This is a genomic window from Pseudomonas alvandae (assembly GCF_019141525.1).
In the GTDB taxonomy this organism is placed as follows: domain Bacteria; phylum Pseudomonadota; class Gammaproteobacteria; order Pseudomonadales; family Pseudomonadaceae; genus Aquipseudomonas; species Aquipseudomonas alvandae.
The window spans coordinates 3,343,908-3,357,712 of sequence record NZ_CP077080.1; the positions used below are offsets into that span (position 1 = coordinate 3,343,908).

At 59.0% G+C, this 13,805-nt stretch carries 10 protein-coding genes; 2 read left to right on the forward strand and 8 right to left on the reverse strand.

The window, feature by feature from the left end; translation table 11 throughout:
• Positions 1 to 73: 73 nt before the first annotated feature.
• Positions 74 to 1,486 (forward strand): XAC2610-related protein, encoded by a 1,413-nt coding sequence (locus KSS97_RS14935; protein ID WP_217859470.1) that lies wholly within the window; start codon positions 74 to 76, stop codon positions 1,484 to 1,486.
• 17 nt (positions 1,487 to 1,503) lie between these two features.
• Here the strand turns inward: KSS97_RS14935 and KSS97_RS14940 are convergent, their stop codons facing one another.
• From KSS97_RS14940 to KSS97_RS14975, 8 genes are all read right to left on the reverse strand, one after another.
• Positions 1,504 to 2,202, reverse strand: a complete 699-nt coding sequence (locus KSS97_RS14940; protein ID WP_217859471.1) for an outer membrane protein — start codon at positions 2,200 to 2,202, stop codon at positions 1,504 to 1,506.
• A 71-nt stretch (positions 2,203 to 2,273) separates the two neighbouring features.
• The gene (locus tag KSS97_RS14945) at positions 2,274 to 2,750 is read right to left on the reverse strand and encodes an SRPBCC family protein (protein WP_217859472.1); all 477 of its coding nucleotides are present in this window, start codon (positions 2,748 to 2,750) and stop codon (positions 2,274 to 2,276) included.
• A gap of 57 nt (positions 2,751 to 2,807) precedes the next feature.
• A complete protein-coding gene (locus tag KSS97_RS14950) occupies positions 2,808 to 6,224 on the reverse strand; it encodes a polyketide synthase family protein (RefSeq protein WP_217859473.1) in 3,417 nt (1,138 codons plus the stop codon).
• Positions 6,225 to 6,309: 85 nt separating this feature from the next.
• Positions 6,310 to 7,389, reverse strand: coding sequence for an acyl carrier protein (locus KSS97_RS14955; RefSeq protein ID WP_217859474.1), 1,080 nt, complete (start codon positions 7,387 to 7,389; stop codon positions 6,310 to 6,312).
• A gap of 73 nt (positions 7,390 to 7,462) precedes the next feature.
• Positions 7,463 to 9,253: an FAD-dependent monooxygenase gene (locus tag KSS97_RS14960; protein ID WP_217859475.1), complete on the reverse strand. Its 1,791-nt coding sequence runs from the start codon at positions 9,251 to 9,253 to the stop codon at positions 7,463 to 7,465.
• A gap of 3 nt (positions 9,254 to 9,256) precedes the next feature.
• Positions 9,257 to 9,868: an HAD-IB family hydrolase gene (locus KSS97_RS14965; protein WP_217859476.1), complete on the reverse strand. Its 612-nt coding sequence runs from the start codon at positions 9,866 to 9,868 to the stop codon at positions 9,257 to 9,259.
• Positions 9,858 to 11,351, reverse strand: a complete 1,494-nt coding sequence (locus tag KSS97_RS14970; RefSeq protein WP_217859477.1) for a class I adenylate-forming enzyme family protein — start codon at positions 11,349 to 11,351, stop codon at positions 9,858 to 9,860. The genes KSS97_RS14965 and KSS97_RS14970 overlap by 11 nt, the downstream gene beginning before the upstream one ends.
• A 74-nt stretch (positions 11,352 to 11,425) precedes the next feature.
• The gene (locus tag KSS97_RS14975) at positions 11,426 to 12,442 is read right to left on the reverse strand and encodes an SDR family oxidoreductase (RefSeq protein ID WP_198796489.1); all 1,017 of its coding nucleotides are present in this window, start codon (positions 12,440 to 12,442) and stop codon (positions 11,426 to 11,428) included.
• A 456-nt stretch (positions 12,443 to 12,898) separates the two neighbouring features.
• Between KSS97_RS14975 and KSS97_RS14980 the strand changes: the two genes are divergently transcribed.
• Complete coding sequence (locus KSS97_RS14980; protein WP_030138883.1) at positions 12,899 to 13,495, forward strand: TetR/AcrR family transcriptional regulator; 597 nt, start codon at positions 12,899 to 12,901, stop codon at positions 13,493 to 13,495.
• The last annotated feature ends 310 nt before the right edge of the window (positions 13,496 to 13,805 follow it).

Here is a 13,805-nt window from a genome sequence, read left to right on the forward strand (position 1 = left end):
GGAGGGCAGGACTGCCAGCTTTACGTCATCGCCGTTACACTACGGCCCCTCCCTTACGCCAGGAAAACGCGGGATGCGTGCTTTATTCAAGGCAGTGCTGTTCTTTGTGCTTCCTGCAGCCCAGGCCATGGCCGAGCCGCTGTCGTTTTCGTTCAGCGCCGGCAGCGGAGCCTACCTCGTTGAAGTGCTGTTCCCCCAGCCACCCGAAGATCGAAAGCAACTGGCTCCGGCGGTCATCACCGTGCGCAACCCGGCCACGCAAGACGTCCTGCAGCAATTGCAGACCCAGGCCGGCAATATTCCCCTGGACCGCGATGGCAAGGACAACGGCTGGATGCTCGGTCGTTTCAGCCTGGTGTACTTCGATGATTTCAACTTTGATGGCCGTCTGGACCTGGCGATTCGCAACGGCGACGATCCTGAAGTGGCCTATAAAGGAAACTACGATGTCTATCTGCAAGATCCGCAGAGCAACCAGTGGGTCCTCAACCGGGCGTTGACGAACCTGGCGAAGGAAAGCAATGGCGGGATGTTTGCGGTCATCCCGAATGAAAATCTGTTTTCCCAAACCGACCGCGACGGCCATTGGACGCGCACGTGTCGATGGAGAAAGCAGGGTGACGAATTGGTCCGCCTGCATTGCGACACCGAGGACAACATCCAGCCGACCGAATACGACGATACCTCCAGCATGCCGCGCGGTTACACCCGGCGCACCGTCGGCGATTGGAGGGACGGCCAGTGGCACGAACAATCGACCCTGGACGGGCCGGACAAAGAGGATCCGCAGTTGTTTGCCGGCAGCCTGCAAGACCATGTCCCACTGGAAATCTGGTACCAGAAGCAGGGCGCGGTGGTCATTGGAGAAGTGCGCTACCTCAAGGCAGCCGGCACCGAGTCAGTCAGGCTGGTGGGGACTCGGGAAGACGAGGGAGACGACGAATTCGTCAACCTCTATGAATATGCCCATGACGGCCGGCGGATCGGTGAATGGCGCATCGCCCGGGAACAGGTCGATCCTTACCCATACATAGGCACCCGGATCCGTGCCGACAAGAACGATAACCGCCCACAGAGGGTTGTGTTGCACGAGGATGAGCGCGAGTCGGATGACGACAAGACCGGCGATGTCGAGTCGGATCAACGCAGCGGCCATTACCAGATGCGTCAGGACTCGATGGGCCGCGACGGTGATCTGGACCTGAAGATCCTGCCGGATCGCAACGCCGATGGGAAAGAAATGGCTGAATTCACGATCACCCTCAAGGGCATTGTGACCGAACACCAGATTGTGCCGATGGAAACCGAAAACCTCATTGTCGTGTCGCAAGCGCAAACAACCGGCAAGAATGGGCCGTACCACATTCAACTGGTGAAGAATTTCGCGATCATCAACCACAACTGGCCGCTGGATAGCCAGGACATGCTGTCGGGCATGTACCTGAAACAGCACCTGGCTGGCGAAAGCGGCGCCTTGCCGAAGTAAGGCGCCGGTCTACCGCGTCAGAGCCAGTAACGCAGGCCCAGCATCACGGATTGGGACTCGTACTCGGTGCTCACGTCGCCCTGGGGCAAGCGCTCGATGTCACCGAAATGCGCTTCGCGCGTCTTCAGGCACCGGTAATCCACCGACATGGACCAGTGCTCGGTGAACTCGTACCCGACGCCGGCACCCAGTTGGTAAGCCGAAACCGTGTCACGATGGGTACCGCCGAATTCGACACCGCCGGCCTCCAGGCCACTCACCGTGAGGGTGGCATAGCCGAGGCCGCCACCGACGTAGGGTGTGAATCGGTCGAACGGCGCCGGCAGGTTCAACACGTCGTACCAGAGATTGGCCATCAAGGTCGTGGCTTTCTCTTCGCCTTTGCCGTCGATGCTCCCGCCGCCCTCATAGACCCGGTTGTTGAACTGGGTCAGCGTGTTCTTGCGATAGCCCAGTTCAATCTCCGGCCTCAGCCCTACAGGGAAGCGCCAGCCCAAGGCCAGGCCAGTGGCGTAGCCGGATTCGGTGGGTTGGTTGAACTCCATCTCGACGAAATCCAGGTCGTTTTGAGTCAGGTCCTGCTCAGCGACCCAGTTCGCGCCGCCCATCAGACTGGCGTAGGGGCCCAGCGTGTCGGCGAAGCTGGACGCTGGGACGATGAGGCCGATGCCGATCATGCTAAGCGCCAGGTATTGGGTGTTTTTCAGTAGGTTCATGCTCGGTCCAAATGTGCCGTTATCAAAAAAATTGCCGTAGCTCGCGCTCGGGACATGACGTCCCGAGGCGGTCATACCAGGTGCAGGTGCGTTTCAGATTTCTCGCCATCGGGGATGCAGGCGACATCCGCCCGCAGCTCAGCCAACGCCTTCAGGTTGTTCAAGGCCGTGGTCATCGCCACGGTCAATGCCTTGCGCATCAGCCCTCGGTACAGAAAGCTCAAGGGGCCGGAGATTTTCGCGCTATGGATAACCTGGGTTTCATTGGGCGAGAGCCTGCGCAGCCGATGATCGAATTCGAGGTTTATCCAAAGCAGTTTCGCGCTGTTGCGATAGCTTTCCTGAGGCTTCACCGCCTCCAGCTTCAAGGGCATTTTCAGGCCATTGTTCAGGACGCATTTGCCCTGCGTCCCGGGTTGGAACGGGCCATTGAGCTCACAGTGGCGGACGTCGGTGTCCCACAGTGGCGATTCTGGAAAGTTGCTCCAGATCTTCCATATGACCGGCGGTGGTGACCGGACTATGACTTTTACGGTGACATCGTTCATGGGATTACCTTGGCTGTTGGGGCACGGTCGTGCTCGAAGTGGACTTCGAGCCACGCTTCAGGCGGCAGGCGCGGCTTGGCTCAGCACTTGCGCGGTGATATTCGCCTGGCCGATTTTTTCGCCCCGGTTGAACAGATCGATGTGGATGCGGTTGGTCTTGAAGGACTGCAACTGCGCCTCCATGCCGGCTTGCGGCGCCAGAGAAAGCGGGCTGTTGCGCGGAATAGGACGGTCCAGGCTGAAACTCAGGGCCAACAGGTTCATGGGGACATTGAGGGGGATCTGCAGATGGCCGTGGGCAATCTGCATGTAGCACTGGCGCGCGATCTCGAGGAAATACACCATGGAAAAATGCGCGGGGTCGCCCTCGTGGAAGAAGTGCCCCTCGGGCAGCTTGACGGTGTCGACGCTCAAGCCTTGGGCCACCGAGCTCATCTCACTGACGATCACGTTCTCTTCCCTGGCCTTGTGCAGGAACGCCTTGTTGCCACACCGGCGGGCGGTGAACTCACCGTGCGGTGCGGTTTCGAAGGCCGAGTTGTAGGCCATTCCCAGCACGCACGTGCACATCAGTTTCCCGCCCTGCATGACCTTTGCCTGGAAGACATGAGCGTCCTGATCTTGCTCTACGTGCAGGTCGATCACGCCTTCCTTCTGCACGTATTGCTGGAACTTGATGCCCAGCGTCTTGACGTAGGCGACGCGGCCATTGAGCGGGGGCATGGCCTGCTCGATCAATTGCATCACGCCTTCGAGCAGGAGAATGCCGGGCACATGATCCAGCGGGTGGTCGAAGAAATAAGGGTGAGCCTCGTTCACCAGCAATTGTGCGCGCAGCGAACGCGGGGCCCGTTGCACGTGGCTGATCACTGTGTTTTCGGGACGACGAGGCCATTGCGTCGGCCGCTGGGCCGCTGGGCCCTGCTGCAGGGCGAAAAGCCCTTCCATCGCGCGGACGCGAACGCGCAACCCGGCCAGGACCGTGCTCGTCAGCAGGTCGCTGAGCTGCAATACGTCGACGCCGTCGTGTTGCGGTTCCCGGACGATTTGGCCGGGGCGCGCAGGTGCGGCGAGCGGTTGCAGCGAACGCGGCGCCTCATGGGCGAAACGCAGGCTGAACGGATGCTTGAGGGGAGGGGCGAGGTCGGCCGGCAGCGGTTTCCAGTCCCGGAGCTTTTCGGTGAACAGCCACATGATCGGCGTGCCGCCTTCGCGAACCTCGATCACCGTGTGCGCCGAGGCATTCAACATCACCGCCAGCAAGGTCTCGATGCCGCTGGCTTCCGCCAGGAAACCGGTTATTTCTCGCAGCGGTCCCTTGGCCTGGGCCGTTTCCGGTTGCAATTCGCAGACCTCGACGTGCGGGTACTGGTCGCGTTTTTTGCCTGCCAACTGGCACGCTTCGTCCAACGACGTCGCGGCATGGGCGAGGACCGCCGCACGAATCACCAGCAGCGGCGCATCACCGGAGTCAGGCTGATAGGGACGCAGGGCGACCACGCCGAGCCCTTCGCCTTGTACCGCTGTACTGCGCAGGGCGCGATCGATCTCGATTTCACCGCTGATAAACCGCCCGGCGCCCAGCAGCAGGGTGGTAATGCCTTGCTCGAACCATTGCCGGGAAGCCAACAGCGTCTGCCAGAACAGACCTGGGGTGCCGGCCAGCGTCTGGTGGAAACCCTTGAAGTCGAAAATCTGCGCCGGGTAGCCGGAGAGCATGTTCGGCAGCATGGTCGCCACGTCCGTCACCTCCACGCCGGGCGGGGTGCCTTGGCTTCGGGCGTAGAAATGCTCGGCGCTGCTGTAGGCATTGTTGAACCGTTCGCCGCCCATGTTGCAGCACATCACCATGGCGGTGTCGGCGGAGCCCGCCACGCCCGGCAGGCGTCGCAGCAGGTGGTTCACCCGATCGCTGACCAGCAGCTTGAACGGGTCGACATGGGCCAAGGGCTTGGGGCCCATGCCGAAACCGGTGATGTCGATGAGCTGGTCCTGGGCGAGGAACTTCCCGGATAGCGGCCGGCTCAGGTCGCCGCTGTAATCGACGAAGCGACCGTAAGGAAACAGCACGGCGGGCGCGGCTGGCTGGTCGAGCTGCTGTTGAAATGACTGCAGTGAATCGCAACCGCTGAACGCAGCTTCAGCCTCGACCACGGCGAGATCAAGTTTCAACACGCCCGGGACTGCCCGGGCGGCGGGCGCGTGCCCGTGGTCGATGTATTCATCCACCACCAGGTGCGCGTTGGCGCCGCCAAAGCCGAAACTGGAAATCCCGATCCGGATGGCCGCTTGGCGATCAGCCAGGGACTGCGGTTGCCGTGTGGCAAGTTGCAGGCAGGTTTCGTCGACTTTTGCGCTGGGGCGGTAGTCAGGCTGGGGCGGGACGCTCCGGTGACGAAGGATCATCAGCGCCTTGGCGAGCGATGCACCTCCCGCGGCAGCCAGCGGATGGCCGATGACGGACTTGATTGAGCCGATGGTCAATTTTTCGCCGGTGTTTCGATGGGCGGCGAAGAAACTGTCCAGCGAGGCCAACTCGGTCGCATCACCCAACGGGGTGCCGGTGCCGTGGGTCTCGATATAGTCGACGCTGCCTGGGTCCAGGTCGCTGTAGGCGCGCTCATAGGCACAATATTGAGCCTGTTTGCCCGGTGCGAACACCGAGCCTTCGGCGCCGTCGGCGGACAAGCCCAGCGCCCGCAGGACCCCCAGCGGCTGCCGCCGGGCGGCCAATGCCTGGGAAACTGGCTCGACCAGGAATGCCGCTGCACATTCCCCGGGCACAATGCCGTCGGCGTCCTGACCGAACGCCTGCATGCTGGCCCGGGCGGAAAATGCTGTCAGTTGCGAGAAGCCAAGGAACAGCGCGGGCGGCAGGACCGTGTTCAAGGCCATCACGATCGCGTTATCCGCCTGACCGCTGCTGAGCAACGCCTTGGCCATGTCGATTGCATAAGGGAAGGAACTGCAGGCGGTGTCCACGGACAACACCGGCCCGCCCAAGGCGAAAGCGCTGGCCAGTGCGGCCACTTGTTCGCCCGGGGTGAACCCGACAGGCGCGCCGGCGCTGTTCGCGGTTCCTGTCGCGAAATAACTTTCGTCGCACCATGAAGTGGCGACCACCAGCGCCGTGCGCTTGGTATCCAGCACCGAGCCTTGGGCCGCCAGTTGAGTGAGCAGCGTCTGAAGGACTTTCTTGCCGATCGCCACCTGCCGGCCATCGTGACGCGAGGGAATCGATGCATCGTCGGTCAGGCAAAAGGCACTGTCCAGGTAGGTGCGGTCCTTCTCGCCAGCCTTGGCCGAAAATATCGCGCTTTTATCCAGCTCCCAACGTGCCGGCATGGCCTGGATGGGTGCTATCTCGCCTTGGACGAGCACATTCCACAGGGCATCCGTCGAAGGCGCTCCCGGGAATTCGCCCGCCATCGCGCTGAAGCACAAGTCATCCTCTGTCGTTACCGCGCCACTCATCGCTATCTCCTGATTCACTAAAGCTGGGTCACCTGTCGGTCACCCGGTTTCCATTCCATGTGTTGGCAGCGCCTGCCAGCGGGCTTCAGCCCATTCTTTCCAGCAGCGACAGCGCGTCCTGTGGCGTGCGGCGCGACATCAGTGCTTCGCCGGCGAACTCACTGTCGGGGCAGCGTTGGGCCATCGACTGGCAAAGCGCCTCCCGATCAAAACCGTTGAGCCCCAACTGGGCAAAGGGCGTCTCGACATCCAGCGCCGATGGCGCGTCCGCGACCAGTGGCGAGAGGGCGCCGAGCAACACCTTGTCGATCGGCGTCGATTCATCTGTGGTGCCGGTTGCAGGCTCATCGGCAGCGCTGCGTGGCGCGTCTTTGGCAAGCTCGTCTTCGATGAGCGCAATGGTTTGCTGCGCACATTTGGCGTTGGCCAACTCGCTGCTCCGGGCCTTGAGTTGTGGCCACAGGGCGACCACCGACTCGAGGAAATCCAGCTGCACCAGAGAATCCATTCCCAGGCTTTCATAGCTTTGTTGGCGATCGAGCTGATCGACGGTGAAACCGGTAATGCCGGCCAGTTGGTCGAGGACCCAGGCTTGGACGTCCACTGCCGTCGCCTGGGGGTTGGCCTCTAGCCTGGCGAGCAAGGCCGTCGGTGTCGGGGCATCGAAGAGCTGCGAAGTGAGGTCTTTCTTTTCCGGGAAGTGCTGGGCCAACGACTCGAAGATATCGACCAACCCCAGCGAGTCGATGCCCAGGCTTTCAAAGCTCTGGTCGAAATCGATCTGCTCGCTTTTGAAACCCGTGACCGTGCTGATTTCCGTACGCAGCCATTGTGCGTAGGTGAGTGCAGGCAGTTGTTCGGCGACTGGCGCCGGGGTCAGCACCGATGGCTGCGAGATAACCGGCTCGAGTGCCGCGACGTTGTCGTTGGCAGGCGCTTGGACACCGTGGGCGTAGACGCCCTCGAGCACCTGCTGGTGAGCGTTGAAGTAATGCGCGGTAACGGTTTCGGCCTGCTCCAGCAGGCGCATCAGGATGGATTCCTTTGCGATGTTGGATTCGCAAAGGGAATCAATGATTTTTTCGGACAGTGAAAAATAGCTGTGGGCTATTTTCCCGTTGGACACGATGAACTCCTGCACAACGTCGTTGAGCTGCAAGCGCATAAGGTTCTCCTTAACCATAAGTGAGTCGGTATATTCAGTCATCAAGGCATGGCCCAGGGCTGGGCCATGAGAATCAGCAGGGCAGATCGGCAGTCACAACTGGAAGTGGGAGTTCCACCGCATCGATTTCGGAAAAGGCTGTCTTCCCGGCGCCCTTGAGCAACCCGGACCTCACGCTCAGGTAAGTCATCAGCGTTATTGCATCGGCGCCCTGGAAGGCGATGTAGCCATCGGGCCGGATCAGCATCAACGTGCCTTCCTTGGCGTGATAGCGCTTGTGCAGGCGCCAGTCAGGGTCCAGCAGGGTGGATTGCTCGGCGGGCAACCCGACACTGCTCAGGGCATCGACCACGCAGTAGGCCTTGATCGCCGGGTAGTCGCGCTCCACCGAGGCGGCCAGCGAGTAATGACTTGGCAACAGCGGCGAGAATTGATCCGCCGCGCTGAAGATCAGCAGGGTGAAGGTTCCCTGGAACAGATCGATCAGGCGTTTGGGTGGCATGCCCTGGTGTTGCCACAGCTCGACATCGGGCGCCAGTTGTCCCGAACGAGGGGCGGGGGCTTGGAACGGGGTTTTCTTGCCTTTTCTGGCCCAGCTGCTGCGCTGCTTTTTGGTCAGCGATTCCTGGATGTATTCGCTCTTGCCATAGTGGTATTGATGGCCGGAAATCATCGACGGCAGCTTGCGCTGGATCTTTTGGCGATTGCTCAGCAACGGCAGGACGTTGTCTCGTAACCAGACCAGGGCACGATGCCTGACGGTAATCAGCCCGGTGAGGCGATGCGCGGTGTTTTCCACTTCGAGGGCGACCGGGTAGCGTTCGTCGTTGTAGCTTTCCAACAGCGACGGATCGGCGAGACCCTGATCGACATAGGCCATTTTCCACGCCAGGTTATAGGCTTCGGAAATGCCCAGGTTCATCCACTGGCCACCGATCGGGCTGCCGATGTGCGCGGAGTCGCCCACTAGGAAGATCGAGCCTTGCTGCAGCGACTGCACCCGGCGATGCTGGAACGAGGCAATGGTGGTCGACGAGATATTGGACAGGGTCATCTTCTGCCCACGTCCTTCGCACAGCCGTTGGAAATTCTCCAGGGTCAGCGGCGGCCGCTCGCCTTCCGGCGGCAGGTTGTAGGGCATCTCGATAAAGAGGCGATAACGCGATTGATCGCTGATCGGCGCGACCGCGACATACCCATCCTGCGCGCCAAGGAAAAACGCGCCTTCATCCTTGCTGCCTGACCACTCGATGTCGGCGTCGGCGAGCATGAAGAAACGGTCGTAGGAGGAGCCCTCGAACGTCATGTCCAAGCGTTTTCGGATGTTGCTGCGGGCGCCGTCACAGGCCACTGCCCAGCGACTGGTAACGGATTCTTCGCTGCCGTCGGCACGACGCAGTGCCATGTGCACGGCGCCTGGCTGGTTTTCGATGTCGACCAGTTCAGTGTTCCATTCGACGTCCGCGCCGAGCAGGTTCAGTCGCTCCAGCAGGATCTTTTCAGTCTGCGGCTGCGGCAAGCTGAGGAGGAGGGGATAGGTGGCGTCCAGGTAGGAAAAGTTGTAGTTCAGCACCCGTTTTGCATTGGACTGGACCGAAAACTGGTTGATGGTAAAACCGTCGGCCAGCGCCTGCTCGGCAATGCCGAGGTCGCGGAAGATTTCCAGGGTCCTGGAGTGAATCGCCATCGCCTTGGTCGCGGTCGAGGGGCCGGCGTTTTTTTCAATGATGCGAAAAGCCACGCCCCATTGCTTCAACATGATTGCCAGGGACAGGCCAATGGGGCCGGCACCGACGATCATTACCGTCGCAGCGTTGCCCGGCTGTTTGAAATGCTTGGGGGCCAAAGTGCTCAGAGTGTTCATCGATCAGTACCAGTTTCTGTAGAAGGGGGAGTTGGCAATGCCGAGCAGCGCGTCGTCCCCGGACGAGTCGCCGTAGGCGTAGATGTAGAAGTCATCGAGGTTGCTCAAGCAGTCCCGGAGCCGCGCCACTTTTTCCCGGTCGACACAATTGGTGCCGGAGATTCCACCCGTCAGCTTGTTCTTGGCCGTCGCCAACCGGGTCCCGCATACGTGGTCGAAACCCACCGCCTGGCCCCACGGGATCAGGTAGTTCTCTGGCGAATTGCTGACCAGCGCCGTCACGTGCCCCATGGACTGGTGCCATTGCAGCCGGCGCAACGCTTGCGGCCTCAGCCAGAGTGGCAATTGCTCGGTGATGAAGAACCTGGCGTGTTCGCGCTCTTGCTCTACCGTCAGGCCGCCCAGGTAACAGGCGATAAAGGCCAGACGCGCTTGCATCAACGGCGTAATGCCCAGGATGACGCTGAGCATCTTTGGCAACAGGGGAATGATCCTGAGCCAGAACGCCCGGGTTCCGACGATGAAGCGCATGTAGCGCCAGAACGTGTGCCTGTCGGTCAACGTGCCGTCGAAATCGAAAACGGCCAATACCGGTCGTGTGCTGTCAGCGTGCATGAAGCGCTTCCTTGAGAGGGACAATCTCTATGATTTTTGGCAATTTGAAACCGGAGAGGTAACGCGAGAGCAGGGTCGCGACGCTGTTCTGGCTCAGCTCACCGTTGCCTTCCACTGACAAGTGCAAGACATTGACTTCCTTGTGGTCCGGGACGATGTAGGCCCTGGCACGCACCGCATCGGGGTGCTTCAGGGCGACGGATTCGATTTCCGCCAGATCAACCATCTGTGCTTTGATTTTCGAGATGCGCAGGCGCTGGCAATAGAAAAAGACATGGCCTTCTTCATCTCGCCAGACCAGGTCGCCGGTGTGCAGCCAGCCGTCCCGGAAAAATCGCGCATTGATCTCTGGCGCAGCGTCATAGCCGGGGATGACCATCGACCCGCGTATCAGCAGCTCGCCGATACGCCCCGCGACGACATCCTGGCCTTGCGCGTCGACCACCCGCACCTCGACGCCACTGATCGGTCGTCCCATGGCGCCGCGATGAACCTCGCCGACAGAACTCTGGACAATCACCGGCATGCTTTCGGTCAGCCCGTAGCCTTGCAGTACAGCCGCGCATCCCAACAACTTGCCGAGTTTCTCGCCTTCATCGGCCGGTAGATGACTGCCGCCGGAATACATCATCAAGTGAGGATGCAGGGGCAAACGCGGACCTTTGCGCTTGGCAAGTCGCGAATTGAAATAACGAATAACGTCGGGCACCAGGCAGGCAAAGGTGACCTGGTGTTCGGACAACACTTGCGCCAAGTCCCGATTGAGCAGGGTGTTGGTCATCAGCAACGTGGCGCCGATGCTCAGCGGGAACACCATCATCACCGACAATCCGAAGATGGCGTACAGCGGCAGCGTCACCAGGTGGACCGACCCCACGCCTTGGGGATGAAACTGTTCATGCAGGCCATCGCTTGACTGCGTCAGGTCGAGGTAGCGATGACAGACCGCCAGCGGCTTACCGATGCCACGGTAGGTGAACTGCATCGAGACAATCGGCTTATCGTCTGGTAGCAACAGGGGCTGGGCGTGGCGTGGCAGCGTCGCTTCAACCGTGGCGTTTTCAGGCGGCTCGTCGCCATTGCCCACGATCAAGGCGTGGGTCGGCTGGAATATGTCCTGGTGTTGCTCAAACAGCGTGCCAGTCGTGACGATCAGCGATGGCTTGGAAATGCCCAGGACATTACCCAGCTCGAATGCCGTCAGTTTGTAGTTGAGAATCACCGGGACAGCGCCATGGCCAATTACTGCCAGGTAATAGGCGATGAAATCCACGCCGTTGGGCAGCACAAGGGCTACTTTCTCCCCGGGCGATACGTTCAGGGCGTGGAGAAAACCATTGCATTCTTCAGCCCTGATACGCAGGTCCCGGTATGTGACGGTTTCTTCTGCATCCAAGTCCCGGATAGCGATGTGCTCGGGATACGAATGGGAAAAACCGACGAAACGATGCAGAAAACCTTCTTTATGGGTAAGGCTTTTCATTCACCAACCTCTCAATCCTTGAAGTCATGGTTAGATAAAAAGTACTGCAGAGGCAGGCTACTGTTTGAATGGGTTCAATTAACGTGCAGGTAATTGTTTTTCCGATACCACTCCAACGTATCGGTCAGCGTTTCCGTGACGGGACGGAATGCACATTTCAATTCGCTTGAACTTTTGCTGTGACTGAAGTGCGTTCTTCCTTGCTCTTGCTCTATAAGCTTGACCGTGGAAGTACTGATCAGCACAGGCTTTTTCGTGACGCGGTAATAACATTCATAGACGAAGGCGATGAGCCGTAGCATGAACAATGGGACAGGGCGCTCAGGTGCTTGTACGCCGCTGACACTGGACAGCGCCCGGAAGATACTTTTCATGTCCATATGATTGCCGGCGGCCAGATAACGCTCACCCGATCTGCCGCGGGTAATCGCCGCGATTTGATGTTCCGCCACGTCCCGGGCATCCACCACCGAAAAGCTGCCTGGAAGAACGCCTGGTAACTTCTGTCCGACAAAATCCAGCAGGAACTGACCTGACGAGGTGGGGCCAATGTCGCCAGGGCCGAACATCCAGCCGGGCAACACCATTGCGACAAACATGTCCGGGTGCAACGACAGGAACTCCCGAACCTTCTGCTCGGACAGGATCTTGCTCAGGTAGTAATCGTCAGCTTCCGCTTCATCACGTGACATGGTTTCGTCGATCACCTCGTCCCTGTCGCCCTTCAGGACCGCGATGGACGAAGTGTGGACGGCACGGCGAATCCCAGCGGCATAAGCGGCCTGTAACAAGCGCTCGGTGCCGGTCACATTGGTGTCATATAACTTTTGCCAATGTTTTCCGCCCTTGTAACTATCGCGAAAGTACGCGGCGGTATGAAACAAAGCGTCGCAGCCTTCCAGCGCATGGCTAAACGCGCCAACATCGAGCATATCGCCTTCAACCAACTCAACAGGCAGCCCACCGAATTGCTTCCTGGCTTTTTCAACGGAGCGTACAAGGGCCTTGACCTTGATGTTTCGTTTCAAAAGCGCATGGACGACATTATTTCCGAGCAGGCCTGTAGCGCCTGTAACAAAGGCATATTCCATTAAAATCCAGCTCCTTTGAGGTACCTGTCCGAGCACGGTTGGCGCTGAACAGGTGTCGGACGATCCAACGGCGCAAGTAAAAACCATTCGGTATCTGGAAATCAAGCGGTATTTAGTGAAAAGACCAAAGACGAGGTGTCTAGCTCGGGCCTGAGACGGCAAGTCTCAGTGCATTCGTCATGCGGGTGACGCCATTTTTCAGGCACTCCAGCGCTTTTTCACGCTGGGCGGGAAGGGTGTGTCACAGCGCCTGCCCCTGGAATCCGGCCGAAAATTGTCTTCCTGCGAAGGTCTGTTACAGCCTGGAATGCGTCGTCATTAGATGCCACTTCCAAAACTTTAAATGCAAACAGCCAAGGTGGGTGGTAAGGTAGAAAACACCTGTTTTGCTAGCTGAATCGTTGATTCGTTTCATCTAGTTACAAATATATACATCGGGCCAAAGGAGCCGAGGGCGTGATCAAGAAGAGATTGGGGCGAGAGGAAAGTCAGCAAGTAACAAGAGACAAGTTATTCGACACTGCTACGGATCTGATGATCAAGAAAGGCTTTCATGCCGCCAGCGTGAATACAATTTCCGAAGAGGCCGGCTATTCAAAAGGTGCATTCTTTTCAAACTTCTCAAGCAAGTCGGAACTGCTGCTTCAACTTACCCAGCGCTTCAAGAGAGTCGAGATAGATCGCTTGGGCAGCACCTTGGCGGCGGGCTACACGGCAGAGCAACTGACTCAGGGCCTGAATGCTTACATCGACACGCTTAAAAACAATACCAACTGCGCCATCCTTGACGCCGAAATGCAGTTGATCGCTTTGCGTGATGAAGAATTCGCAAAGCATTACTACGATCTGCATGAAGAAAACAGCGAGGCGCTAGGAAGACTGATCACGATCATCTTCAATCACGCCGGCAAGAAGCCTCCGTTGGCATACGCAGCACTGGCGCGAACTTTCACTGCATTGTCGGAAGGCTTGATCCTGCAGGGGCATAAAGATCCGGCTGCGGAAATCAAGCTGGTGCTCAATTCACTGATTCAAACGGCGGAGCCGTTGTAGACGTGAGACTTGGCCAGATAGACGACCATCAAAACGCAGATCCCCAGGACGAAGACGCTGTTCTGCAGGATGTCATTACGGCAGGAAAGGAACCCACCAAAGTCCGCGCCTTGAAAGCTGCCGTGAGCACGCTGAAAAGCAGCCTGTAACGATGCCCAATCCTAAACAAGAATATGCGCATAATGTATATTATGTTAAACAGGATGTTTATGTGCTTGCACTACCTATGAGCGAATGTACTGCGTTGCGCCAGATCCCAGTTGCTTAACGCACACTGAGGCAGGACCAAACCTGCCCCAGCACGCAAAAA

Coding starts and splice junctions, on each gene's coding strand:
- KSS97_RS14935 (WP_217859470.1), top strand. CDS start 74: ATGCGTGCTTTATTCAAGGCAGTGCTGTTCTTTGTGCTTCCTGCAGCC.
- KSS97_RS14940 (WP_217859471.1), bottom strand. CDS start 2,202: ATGAACCTACTGAAAAACACCCAATACCTGGCGCTTAGCATGATCGGC.
- KSS97_RS14945 (WP_217859472.1), bottom strand. CDS start 2,750: ATGAACGATGTCACCGTAAAAGTCATAGTCCGGTCACCACCGCCGGTC.
- KSS97_RS14950 (WP_217859473.1), bottom strand. CDS start 6,224: ATGAGTGGCGCGGTAACGACAGAGGATGACTTGTGCTTCAGCGCGATG.
- KSS97_RS14955 (WP_217859474.1), bottom strand. CDS start 7,389: ATGCGCTTGCAGCTCAACGACGTTGTGCAGGAGTTCATCGTGTCCAAC.
- KSS97_RS14960 (WP_217859475.1), bottom strand. CDS start 9,253: ATGAACACTCTGAGCACTTTGGCCCCCAAGCATTTCAAACAGCCGGGC.
- KSS97_RS14965 (WP_217859476.1), bottom strand. CDS start 9,868: ATGCACGCTGACAGCACACGACCGGTATTGGCCGTTTTCGATTTCGAC.
- KSS97_RS14970 (WP_217859477.1), bottom strand. CDS start 11,351: ATGAAAAGCCTTACCCATAAAGAAGGTTTTCTGCATCGTTTCGTCGGT.
- KSS97_RS14975 (WP_198796489.1), bottom strand. CDS start 12,442: ATGGAATATGCCTTTGTTACAGGCGCTACAGGCCTGCTCGGAAATAAT.